Origin of the sequence: Gilliamella sp. B2887, from assembly GCF_026537015.1 — a bacterium.
Classification (GTDB): Bacteria; Pseudomonadota; Gammaproteobacteria; order Enterobacterales; family Orbaceae; genus Gilliamella.
The window spans coordinates 84,463-96,641 of the sequence record NZ_JAFNMX010000011.1 but is presented as its reverse complement, the minus strand read 5'-3'; the positions used below and the strand labels follow the sequence as shown (position 1 = coordinate 96,641).

The window sequence follows — 12,179 nt, the reverse complement described above, 5'->3', positions numbered from 1 at the left end:
TTAAAGTTGTTTTACCATGGTCAACGTGGCCGATTGTACCAACGTTAACGTGGGGTTTTGTACGTTCAAATTTTTCTTTAGACATTGATTGTCCCTCAAATGTAATACAAATCGGTGGTGAATCACCACATTAACCAAGTATCATATTAAATTATCAACATAATACTAACTTAAAATTAGCTCTGAATAATAACAGATAAAGCTGTATAGTGACAAGCTTTAAAGCAGGCAAATTCGATATTTTTAGAAGTTTAGGAGAATAACAAGAATGGTGCTGATAGGCAGATTTGAACTGCCGACCTCACCCTTACCAAGGGTGCGCTCTACCAACTGAGCTATATCAGCAATTGGAGCGGGCAGCGGGAATCGAACCCGCATCATCAGCTTGGAAGGCTGAGGTAATAGCCATTATACGATGCCCGCATGTTCAAACTCGGCTACCTAAATGCTTCGATTAGCTATTGCTAATATCAGATTACATGGTGGTGGGGGAAGGATTCGAACCTTCGAAGTGTGACACGGCAGATTTACAGTCTGCTCCCTTTGGCCGCTCGGGAACCCCACCCCGAATCTTTATTAATTTGTCTACTTAGGAAAATGGTGCCGGCTGCCGGAATCGAACTGGCGACCTACTGATTACAAGTCAGTTGCTCTACCTACTGAGCTAAGCCGGCCTAAGTGCTGCGCATTATGTACTAGAACATTTAACCTTGCAAGCAAAAAAAACAAATTTTATTTTGTTTGCTTAAAAATAAATCAAAAAATACAAAAAAGCCTGAAATTTAGGCTATTTCAGGCTTTTTTTAGATCAAAAATAATGTATTAAATTATTTCTTTTTTGACGCTTTTTTCTTAGTACTTGCTACGCCTTTGGCTGCTGTATGTACAGCAACTTCCTCGCTAATATCTCCATTATCTTGATATGCACGACCATAATATGTATCAAGTAGGATTTGTTTTAATTCAGCAATTAGAGGATAACGTGGATTAGCACCCGTACATTGGTCATCAAAGGCATCAACAGCAAGTTGATCCACTTGGGCCAAGAAGGTCTTTTCATCCACACCAAACTCTTTAATTGAGAATGGAATATCAAGTTCTTTTCTTAATTGATCTAACCAACCAATTAATTTCTCAACTTTCTTCTCATCTTTATCAGCTACAGCAGTTAAACCTAAATGATCAGCTATCTCAGCATAACGGCTAACAGCTTTAGGATAACCATATTGGCTAAAGGTGCCTTGTTTAGTAGGTTTATTGGTTGCGTTAAAACGCACCACATTACTAATTAGCATTGCATTTGCCACCCCATGAGGAATATGGAATGCAGCACCAATCTTATGCGCCATAGAGTGACAAACACCTAAAAATGCTTGAGCAAAAGCAACACCAGCTAATGTTGCAGCACTATGTACTTTTTCTCGAGCCAGTGGATTTTTAGCCCCTTCTTTATAGCTAGCAGGTAAATAAGCTTTTAACATGCTTAATGCTTGTAATGCTTGCCCATCAGAAAACTCCGTTGCCATAATTGAAACATAAGCTTCTAAAGCATGAGTTACTGCATCATAACCACCCGCAGCACAAAGTGATTTTGGCATATTCATTACTAAGTTAGCATCAACAATAGCCATGTTTGGAGTAATTGCATAATCAGCTAAAGGATATTTTTGACCAGTAGCATCATCAGTAACTACAGCAAAAGGAGTCACTTCAGAACCTGTACCAGAAGTGGTTGTAACACAAATTAGTTTCGCTTTTTTACCCATATTAGGGAAATGGCAGGTACGTTTACGAATATCCATAAAGCGTAATGCTAGCTCATCAAATTTGGTCTCAGGGTGTTCATAAAGAACCCACATAATTTTAGCCGCATCCATTGGTGAACCACCACCTAAAGCAATAACAGTATCAGGTTGGAAGGATGTCATTGATTCAGTACCCTTTCGAACCACACTTAACGTTGGATCGGCTTCAACATCATAAAATGTTTCACAGATAACGCCTTGCGATTCTAATTGATCAGTGATTTGTTTTGAGTAACCATTGTTAAATAAGAATTTATCGGTTACTAAAAATACTCGTTTTGCGCCTTGTTCGACAACTTCACTTAAAGCAACAGGCAATGAGCCCCGTTTAAAATAGATAGAACTTGGTAATTTGTGCCATAACATGTTTTCTGCTCTCTTAGCGATGGTTTTTTTGTTTAGTAAGTGTTTCGGTCCAACATTTTCAGATACCGAGTTTCCACCCCAAGAACCACAACCTAATGTTAAAGATGGCGCTAAATCGAAGTTATACAAATCACCAATACCACCATGAGCAGCTGGTTGATTAATTAAAATACGGCAAGTTTTCATCTTACTGCCAAAATAATCAATACGATCACGGTTGCTATCTTGATCTGTATAAAGTACAGAGGTATGACCCATCCCCCCCATTTCTACTAATTTTTCCGCTTTCTCAACTGCTTCAGTAAAATCTTTTGCTCTAAACATTGCTAAAGTAGGGGAAAGTTTTTCATGCGCAAATGGCTCAGATAAATCAACTTTAGTTACTTCACCAACAAGTACTTTTGAACCTACCGGAGCTTTAAATCCTGCTAATTCTGCAATTTTAATAGCTGGTTGACCTACAATATTAGCATTTAAAGCGCCTTTATCATTCAATATAATGCCTTGTACTGCTCTAGTTTCTTTAGCATTTAAAACGTATGCACCATATTCTGATAATAAACTACGCACTTCATCATAAACAGAGTCAACTACAACGATCGCTTGTTCTGACGCACAAATCATACCATTATCGAATGTTTTAGACATCAGTACTGAAGCAACAGCTCGTTTCAAATCTGCCGTTTCATCAATAATTACTGGCGTATTACCTGCTCCAACACCTAGTGCTGGTTTACCAGAGCTGTATGCCGCTTTGACCATACCTGGTCCACCAGTCGCTAAAATAGCTGCAATATCATCATGATGCATCAAAGCATTAGACAATTCGATAGATGGCTCATCAATCCAACCAATAATATCTTTCGGTGCACCAGCTTTAATTGCGGCATTTAATACAATTTTGGCTGCTTCGATAGTGGATTTTTTTGCTCGAGGGTGAGGTGAAAAGACAATAGCATTGCGAGTTTTTAAACTGATTAACGATTTGAAAATTGCGGTAGAAGTTGGGTTGGTAGTTGGGACGATACCACAAATGATGCCCAAAGGTTCTGCTAAAGTAATAGTGCCAAATGGTTCGTTTTCAGCCACTACGCCACACGTTTTATCGTGACGATATTTATTTAATATATACTCTGCGGCAAAAAGATTTTTTATTACTTTATCTTCAACAATTCCCATTCCTGATTCTGCAACTGCTTGTTGTGCGAGAGGGATTCGAGCTGCGGCGGCCGCTGTTGCTGCTGCTATGAAGATTTTGTCGACTTGCTCTTGAGTATAATTTGAATAAGTTTCTTGTGCTTTCTTCACACGAGTCATTAACTCATTTAACTCATTCATATTAGTTACTGCCATAGATTTCTCCTTGAAATATAAAAAATAAACCGGGATCGTTTGGCGTCTTCCTTGAAACTTTTTAATGCTTAGACATAATTACAAAACGAAATTGGCATTATCGTAAATCAGATTTGCGCTTTATACAATAATATATGAACAAAAAAAAAGATTGTTTTTTAAATCAATAGATATATTTAGACTTTTAGAAGGTAAATAAAGAAAAATATTTACAATAGGAACTCAAAAGACAATTATTTTTAGTCAAACGTTAATTGTCCTTTAAAAGAATTTATTTTAAAAAAATAAAAACTATTTTTTTAAATTGAGAGAGAGAATCATATGTTACATAATTTGTTCAATACATAACTCACAGCAACAAAACCAAACGTTGCTGTTACCGTTGTTATTGCTCCGAATCCTGATTCACAGTCCATTTTTTTATTACTGTCGGCTTGATTTTTAGCAAAACAAATCTGACCATTTTTAGTTGGATAAGTTAGCTGCTCAGTCGAAAATACGCAAGGGATGGAATATTTACCTTTACTGTCTTTATTAAGCTTATAATCATTTTTTAACTTTTCGCGTAATTTAGCCGCTAAAGGATCTTGAATGGTTTTTGCTAGATCAACAATCTTTATTTGTGTAGGATCTTTTTGACCTCCTGCCCCCCCTATTGTAATCATTTTTAATTTTTGACGCTTACAATAAGCAAGGACAGCTGCTTTATCACGAACGCTATCAATTGCATCGATAATATAATCATATCGTGGATTTTGTTTCGTTCCCAAATATTGGCTAACATTATCAATATTAATAAAATCATCGATTTCATTGACAATACATTCAGGATTAATTTGCAAAATTCGTTCTGCCATGACGGATGTTTTAGGTTTGCCAATATTAGATTTTAATGCGTGAATCTGACGATTAGTATTAGTAACACACACATCATCCATATCAATTAAGGTAATTTGCCCTATACCACTACGCGCGAGTGATTCAGCAACCCAAGAACCTACTCCGCCAATACCAATCACACAGACATGTGCACGAGAAAAAAAAGTTAATGCAGACTCACCATATAATCGTGCAACTCCGCTAAAACGTTGAAAATAAGATTCTGAAAATGTGTTTTGCATAATTACCATTCATCTATCAAATTATGCCAGCATACTAACAGCGCATAGATTCAAGCGCAATATGTTAACCAATCTCAATAGATGGTCTCCTCTACATGAGTAATAATCCTAAAATAGATGTTTAATTCTAACCGTTTCTCCATTATTTTTAGTATTTATTGTTACTCAACTGCTTTTTTTAAAGCTATTAATAACTTTTTAATTACTGTCCTTTTATAAAGGTGAGAACATTTACTTTTATTGTGGTTAGTTCTCGTCAAAATACGAATACAATCACAAATGATTATTTAGCAAAATTGATTAATTCATCAACCAGTTGCTGTGGTTCAATGGGGTTTATGATATCAAAAAAATCAGTATTTTTAGTATTGAGTCGATAGACTAAAGATTTTATTGTTACTAAACTGTTAGCCTCATCAAATTGTTGGACAAGAATATAACGTCTGTTTAATCTGGAATCAATACCATCAATATATTTGACGTTATTATAAAGTTTGATTTCTGGTTTTGGATTACCACGCGTTTTAGCTTGCCCAAGAAATATTTGCATGGCCTCTTTTTCATTAGCGACAACTTCATTAATAATTAAAATTCTTGCGTCATTCAAATCATTACTATAAAGCACGACATAATTATCAGTGAAATTCTGGATATTATTAGAATTGAACGCTTCAGTTTTTTCAAAATCGATAGTAAAAAATCGACTTTTCTCTGGTAACTTAAATTTTGACAAGACTTTATCAGATGATTGAATTGAAATTTCATCCGTTTTAGGTACAGATAACGCTTGATTAGTTGGCATGTTTATTAAAATGCATGCAGTAAAGATCGCTCCAAGATTTTTCATACTCTCTACTCTATTTATTCATCAAATCATCATGCTTGAAAATCGATTATAACCTTATTGTGCAAGTTAGCAATTTATATGAGAATCCCTTAACAAAAATTTTTCTAATATCAAACCAATGATTTAAATAAATTTTATCTTATTGAATTAATAATGTTTTTACACAAATACACCTATAACCTCAAACTTTTTTACAAACAGATGTTGTATTTTATTAAATAAATGGTTGAAAAGGTTGCTTCCTATGATGAGCAACCAAAGGGATATTATTTGTCATTAAATGTGTTCGTTTGATTTTTTAGTTTTACCTACAATAAATGCCATTAAACATGAACAATTAAAGAGGAAAAATCAATGCGTAAGCCTAAAAAATTACTTAATGATCCAAATAACATAAGGCAAGAAGTCATGCAAGGATTGGTCTATGCCTATAATGGTAAATTAACGGCTATTTCAGATTATTGTGCTGTTTATGGTAACCATATCTCAAACAAACAAGTGGTAGTTATTTCAGGAGGCGGTAGTGGTCATGAACCAACTTTTGCCGGTTTTATTGGTGAAGGAGGCATTGATGGTTGCGCATTAGGAGAAGTATTTACTTCACCATCACCAGACCAAATAATTGAACTCACGAAAGCCATTGAAAATGGTAAAGGTGTCCTTTTTTTATATGGTAACTATTCAGGTGACGGGATGAATTTTGATATTTCAGCCGAATTATTAGCGGAACAAAACATTGTCACTAAAACTGTTCGAGCAACCGATGATATTGCCTCTGCTCCTTTATCCAAGCTTTCTAACCGCCGTGGTGTAGCCGGTATTATGTTTTTATATAAAATTGCAGGTGCTGCATCTCAATTTGAGAAATACCATCTTGAAAATCTTTATCAAGTTGTATCAAAAGCTAACGTTAATGTTCGCACTATAGGTGTCGCACTTGATGGCTGTGCTTTACCTCAATCAAATAATTTTAATTTTGCATTGGATGAAAATGAAATCGAAATTGGGATAGGTATTCATGGTGAGGCAGGATTACATCGACAAGCTATGACACCAAGTGATGAAGTGGTCAAAGAGATGATAGATCGCCTGTGTGATGATTTACCTTTTCAAACAGGAGATCGTGTATGCGTACTGATTAACAATTTAGGGGCACTTAGTAATACAGAATTATTAGTGGTAACACGCAAAGTCGGAATTGAACTTAATAACCGAGGTATTATCAGCCACGATATTGCTGTCGGGCATTTTTGTACATCACTTGAAATGTCAGGTTTTTCAATCTCACTAATGAAATTAGATGATGAATTGCAACGTCTTTATGATCTACCTTGTCAAACTCTTGGATGGAGAAAATAAAATGAATTTATCACACATTCGTAAAATAATGTTGTTTACTGCTCAAAGAATGGTCGAAATCGAACCAGAATTAACAGCTTTAGATCAGATAATTGGTGACGGTGATCATGGAATTGGGATAAAACGAGGATTCACATCTATCATTGAATTACTCCATGATGAGAATTTTCAACCTGAAGATATAGGTGATTTATTTACCCAAATTGGCACAAAATTAATGACAAGTATGGGCGGAGCTTCAGGTGCTATATTTGGAACATTATTTAGGACAGGCGGAAAAAGTATTGCTGGCACGATGGAATTAAACTCTGAACTCTTCGCTAAATTTCTTAATTCCGGTTGGCAAGGAGTATATCAACGTGGTAATGCAGAACCAGGAGATAAAACGATGGTAGATGCATTAGCAGCAGGTGCAAAAGCAGCCAATGAATTAACTTCACTTACACTTAATGAAGCGTTACCAACAATTGCTAAATCAGCAATGGAAGGCGCAGAAAAAACCAAACAAATGATTGCGGTATTTGGGCGGGCTAAAAATTTAGGCGACCGTACGATTGGGCATATGGATCCTGGGTCGGTTTCAATGGCATATATTTTAAAATACATGAATGAATGTATTCAAATGCAATAAATAACATAATCCGCTGGTCATCGGCGGATTTAAATAAATCACATTGAGTAAAAACAGTTTATAAAACTCCTATTGAGTAACAATAAAAAAGATCTTTCAGTTAATAGTATCAAAATAAATGAAAACATCTGCATTTTATAACGTAATGTTGAATTATTACGTTATAAAATAAAGAATATTAAACATTAGTTTTTAAATTTGATTTGTGAAGGATACGCCCAGTTTTGTAACTCTTCTGGTGGAAAACCGCCTGGATCTTTACCATCATTGATAAGCAATGCGTGATAATAAATTTCAGCCATTTCCTCAATATAAGCAGCTTTTAAAACAGCTTCATAAGGATCTTTATCCACAGCTATAACGCCATGTTTTTCCATTAAAATCGCATCAGCACGTTTAATGGGTTCTATAACACTATGTGAAAGTTCCGTTGTTCCTGGTCTGCCGTAAGGTGCAACAGGGATAACGCCATCTTTTAAATTAAGAATAGCACATTCATAAACGACCGCTGGAATAGGTCTTGATAAGACTGCAAATGAAGTAGCAAAAATAGAGTGAGTATGTGATACAGCAAAAATATCTTCACGAGCTTTATAAATCTCAAGGTGCATTAAACATTCACTTGTAGGTCTTAATCCTGAATCAGCTTCAATAATATTACCATCAAGATCCATCACCACAATATCCCGAATGGTTAATAATTTTTTGTCAATGGTTGTTGGTGTTACCAGCACATACCCAGTTTGTTCATCTCTAACACTTGAGTTACCAGCTTTATGTTTACATAATCCCCATTCGCTGGATTTTTGTGCCATATCAACAACCTTCTGTTTTTGAATCTCTAACATTTTATGACTCCTGTTTTTGGCAAAATATTCATTGATAGTGTGCAAACAATTTCCTAATTTCATGGCTATCGTTTGCTTTTCGTATATTTGCTGCTCCGTCATGAAGTTCTAATAATTCATTTAATTGAGCTAAAGCTTTAAGATGTTTTTGTGGATTATTGGTCGCAAGAACAACGATTAAATCTGCTTGAATGTAACCACAAATATCAATTTTCTGGGGGAATTTAAGCAACGACATGGCTACTTTATTAACACCATCATCTATTCCAGCATGAGCAATAATTAAACCATCCACCAACATAATATAAGGTTGTTCAAATTGAATTTTGTTAACCATTCTTTCAAGATAACAACGCTCAATAGATTGATTACTTAAAAGTGGCTTAGCGGCTAGTTCAAGTGCATCTTGCCATGAAAGATCGACTAATTGCGCTATATTGATATGTTCTTGTTGCATTAAATCAGCAAGCGATGGAATTTCCTGTTGAGTAATGCGTAAAGGATTATCATTTACTTCATCGTTATACAAATATGCGGTTAACTCTTTTTGTAAAGCTTTTCGCTCTTTTATATTACTGAACTTTTCAATAATTAACATGAGCTCTTCAACTTGAATGATGCTTGGATCAATTCCTTGTAAAGTACCGATCACCTGATTACGAAAAGCATTTTTATGAAAATTATTAACGGAAGGATTAACAATAAATAAAAGTTTATCCGTCGATAAATATGATGTTGAAAACACAATATCATAATAGTGATTATATTTTTCAAACTCACGTTTTGACATCGCATCGGAGAAATGCAATTCAGGTAGTAAGACCTGTAAAGTTAAATAAAGATAAGTTGAAACCGTTGCGCTATTTTCACAAACAACAATTGCGATTTTTTTGGTTTTAATTTGATTTATCAAACCTTCACGAGTTAACCAACCACCGAATAAAACCGTAATAAAAGCGACCTCTTCATCAGGCATGTTACCATGCAAAATTTTTTCAAATGGTGCGATGGCTTTTCGTACCATTTCATGCAAATGACCAAACTCTTGTAATACGATGTCATAGACACTATTAATATTGGTAATGTGGTAACGAATTCGATAATAGGCGGGTTTCCAATGTTGGTAAATGCGTTCAATAAGTTCACTTTTATCCTTAAAAGTAATACAGCTAATCTGCTCAAAATTATTAATCACTTCAACAGCGCTTTCCAATAAGACTGTATCTAAATGGAAATATTTATCGGATAACGTTTGGATATTTGAACTTTGCACAAGAATGGTTAAAAAAATCTGCTCATTTAAATCGGTAATACCAAATTTTTCAATCAACTTTTTCATTAGTTGAAAATCACGGCTATTAGCAACTTCAGCATAATTTTTTGGTAAATATTCAATTTTTTTATTCGATTCAATGCGCCTTAACATAAAACAAATAAAATAGGTCAGTTCTTGTAACTGCTCATCGGTAAAAATAATTTTTAATTTTTTCTCTATTTCACTAAATACTTGTCCTACTTGTTCTAATCCGCCTTGGGTAATAATATCATTTTGTTTAAAAATTTTATCTGCGATAGGCATACTGATAATTCTATGAATTAATTCCAGCAACAAATAACGCTTGTCAATTTCGTTACCGACAATTCTGTAACCATTTTCACGGTCGTAACTTATTTGAAGATGATATTGCACCATCATTATTTGTACTTTTTTTATGTCATTAATAACGGTATTTTGACTAACAGTAAGAGCGGAAGATAAATGTATCAAGGACAATCTTTCGGTTCGAGTTAATAAAAAGAACAAAAGCAAATGGACACGCTCATCTTCCGAATATATATAACGTCCGATAGTTTTGGAAACAGGTTCATCTCTAAATGTTTCAATGACATGTTTTGGTACACTAAATTTTCCTGTTTTAAAACGTTTAATTAATTCAAGATTAGAAGACTCAAGAAAATCATTAATTTTCTTAAAGGTATAACTAAGCTGTTTGCGTGTTAACCCAAATTCAGCTTGAAGTTCTACACCACTGATACTTGGATTTTGAATCAAGGCATTTAGGACAGTATGAATTCTCTTATCAACAACCATATCACAATTACCTTTTGTTCGTTGTCTGATGATCATTACCATCAGAGAGACCAAAAACTATTTCCAACGAAAGCTTAAATACTCATTTATCAATTATTTTTAGCTAAATCTTGTAGTGTTTCCCTGCGCAGCTCACGGGAATAAAAGAAATACCCGACACACCAATAGACAGCAAAAATTAAGGGTATAAAATAACCTTGCAAACATTGCCAAATAAAAGAAAACGCATAGGTAAAAATCGGTGCATCAATAGAGCTGTTTGAAATCAATTGATTGGCTGGAATATCAATTGCTTTTGTTGATAATCCTAAATCTGTAATAATAGGCGCAAATTGGGTACCAACAAATAAAAAAAATGGCACACCTATAATTGCTAAAATCACCATTCTTAAAGTATTACCTTTAGTCAAAATATAAGCTGGAACAATAAGAGCAATGTTAATGATGCCAGCAAATGGTAGAATTTTATTGCCCGGTAAAATAACTGCCCAAATTAAAGTAACCGGAATAGCAACAATTACACTAAACCAAATCTCACTAGCCCCGCCCATAAATGGCCAGTCCAAACCTACGAACAATTTCCGTCCAGAAAAACGCTTATTCATATAATCACTAATTGCTTCAGAAATTGGCGAGAGCGCTTGCATAAATAATTTAGAAATCATTGGAAATAACATCAATGCAGTAGCGGCTTGCACTCCTAACATTAAGATGGCTGCTACATCATAACCAGCAATAATTCCAAAGGTCACGCCTAATAAAAAACCAATAACATGATTTTCAGCAAAAATACCAATTTTGGCACGTAATGTTGCTGCATCCATCGGTTTATTTAAAATAGGGATTTTGCGAAGTAGCAGATCAAAAGGATAATAAATCGCACAGAAAAATAACATTCGATGGGTACACGTCACCCCAGGAATACCAGTTAATTTTTCAATACGATGTTGATTTATATCACCAGAATTGAGTTCCAATATGATTTGGAGTATGGCAATAATAAAAGCAAGAATTAATGCCACAAGAGGACCTAAAATAGGTGTAGCTACTGCGACAACAATAAATGCAGTAAAGATTTTGCCCCATACATTCCATAAATCAGCGTTAAATGTATCGGTCTTTCTTAAGACCAGCATTAAAATATTGACGCCCACTTGTAAAGGAAACATAAGAAAAGCATACGGCCAAGCCCAAGATACGTTTGCCATAGTCGTCCAACCGCCATCAACAATACTAAGCTCAATGCCTGTACGTTCCATCATTGTTTGTGCAGCTGAGCCAATGGCACCAACCATAAAACCAATCAACATACTCATACCCACAAATGCAACACCTAGCGTAATAGCGGCTGATGCGTCTTCTCTAAATTTCATTCGTACAATTAAGCCAGCAATAAGCATAATGAAAGGTACAAAGACTGGAGCACCTAAATTTAAAATATAATTTATCATTGTTGCAAGAAAGTCCATAATGCACTCCTATTTACAGGCATCGATAATTTTTTGTAACTCAGCTTCCATATTTATTCCCGTTAAAAATGCAATGCCATTAATTACTGGGATAGGATATTGTTTTTCAATTTTGGTTATCGCTATGTATGCCGCGCTATTTTTGATGTGAGCATCAACCGATTTTAGATCGACAACTTCGACCTTTATGTCATCAAGATTTCGTTCTTTTAATAAACGTGTAACTTTACTTGCAACAGTTTGAGATGTAGCAACTCCACTGCCACATGCAACAATAACTTTTTTCAT

At 34.8% G+C, this 12,179-nt stretch carries 10 protein-coding genes and 4 tRNA genes; 2 read left to right on the top strand and 12 right to left on the bottom strand.

Going from position 1 to position 12,179, the window contains the following annotated elements; all coding sequences use genetic code 11:
• The 8 genes from J3U13_RS09360 to J3U13_RS09325 form a co-directional block, all read right to left on the bottom strand.
• On the bottom strand, positions 1–85 hold an 85-nt coding region (locus J3U13_RS09360; protein ID WP_010312103.1), incomplete at its 3' end, for a GTP-binding protein.
• A gap of 184 nt (positions 86–269) precedes the next feature.
• Positions 270–345, bottom strand: a tRNA-Thr gene (locus J3U13_RS09355).
• A 3-nt stretch (positions 346–348) separates the two neighbouring features.
• Positions 349–423: transfer RNA gene (locus J3U13_RS09350), tRNA-Gly, on the bottom strand.
• 57 nt (positions 424–480) lie between these two features.
• Positions 481–565, bottom strand: a tRNA-Tyr gene (locus J3U13_RS09345).
• Positions 566–598: 33 nt separating this feature from the next.
• Positions 599–674: transfer RNA gene (locus tag J3U13_RS09340), tRNA-Thr, on the bottom strand.
• Positions 675–827: 153 nt separating this feature from the next.
• Entirely contained in the window at positions 828–3,524 is a 2,697-nt protein-coding gene (adhE, locus tag J3U13_RS09335) for a bifunctional acetaldehyde-CoA/alcohol dehydrogenase (protein WP_267341689.1), read from the bottom strand.
• A 317-nt stretch (positions 3,525–3,841) separates the two neighbouring features.
• Complete coding sequence (gene tcdA / locus J3U13_RS09330; protein ID WP_267341688.1) at positions 3,842–4,645, bottom strand: tRNA cyclic N6-threonylcarbamoyladenosine(37) synthase TcdA; 804 nt, start codon at positions 4,643–4,645, stop codon at positions 3,842–3,844.
• A 283-nt stretch (positions 4,646–4,928) separates the two neighbouring features.
• Positions 4,929–5,492 carry a hypothetical protein gene (locus tag J3U13_RS09325; RefSeq protein ID WP_267341687.1) on the bottom strand — a complete coding sequence of 188 codons (564 nt, stop codon included), beginning with the start codon at positions 5,490–5,492 and terminating at the stop codon, positions 4,929–4,931.
• A gap of 354 nt (positions 5,493–5,846) precedes the next feature.
• On the opposite strand from J3U13_RS09325, the gene J3U13_RS09320 reads away from it, so the two are divergent.
• Both J3U13_RS09320 and dhaL read left to right on the top strand, forming a co-directional pair.
• Positions 5,847–6,851: a dihydroxyacetone kinase subunit DhaK gene (locus J3U13_RS09320; RefSeq protein WP_267341685.1), complete on the top strand. Its 1,005-nt coding sequence runs from the start codon at positions 5,847–5,849 to the stop codon at positions 6,849–6,851.
• A gap of 1 nt (position 6,852) precedes the next feature.
• Positions 6,853–7,482, top strand: a complete 630-nt coding sequence (dhaL, locus tag J3U13_RS09315; protein WP_267341683.1) for a dihydroxyacetone kinase subunit DhaL — start codon at positions 6,853–6,855, stop codon at positions 7,480–7,482.
• Positions 7,483–7,667: 185 nt separating this feature from the next.
• Here dhaL and J3U13_RS09310 read toward each other — a convergent pair whose 3' ends face one another.
• The 4 genes from J3U13_RS09310 to J3U13_RS09295 are packed head-to-tail and all read right to left on the bottom strand — an operon-like array spanning position 7,668 to position 12,179.
• Positions 7,668–8,330 (bottom strand): class II aldolase/adducin family protein, encoded by a 663-nt coding sequence (locus J3U13_RS09310; RefSeq protein WP_267341682.1) that lies wholly within the window; start codon positions 8,328–8,330, stop codon positions 7,668–7,670.
• 28 nt (positions 8,331–8,358) lie between these two features.
• Positions 8,359–10,464 carry a BglG family transcription antiterminator gene (locus tag J3U13_RS09305; RefSeq protein ID WP_267341681.1) on the bottom strand — a complete coding sequence of 702 codons (2,106 nt, stop codon included), beginning with the start codon at positions 10,462–10,464 and terminating at the stop codon, positions 8,359–8,361.
• A gap of 47 nt (positions 10,465–10,511) precedes the next feature.
• The gene (locus J3U13_RS09300; RefSeq protein ID WP_267341679.1) at positions 10,512–11,891 is read right to left on the bottom strand and encodes a PTS galactitol transporter subunit IIC; all 1,380 of its coding nucleotides are present in this window, start codon (positions 11,889–11,891) and stop codon (positions 10,512–10,514) included.
• Between the two features lie 9 nt (positions 11,892–11,900).
• A complete protein-coding gene (locus J3U13_RS09295; protein WP_267341677.1) occupies positions 11,901–12,179 on the bottom strand; it encodes a PTS sugar transporter subunit IIB in 279 nt (92 codons plus the stop codon).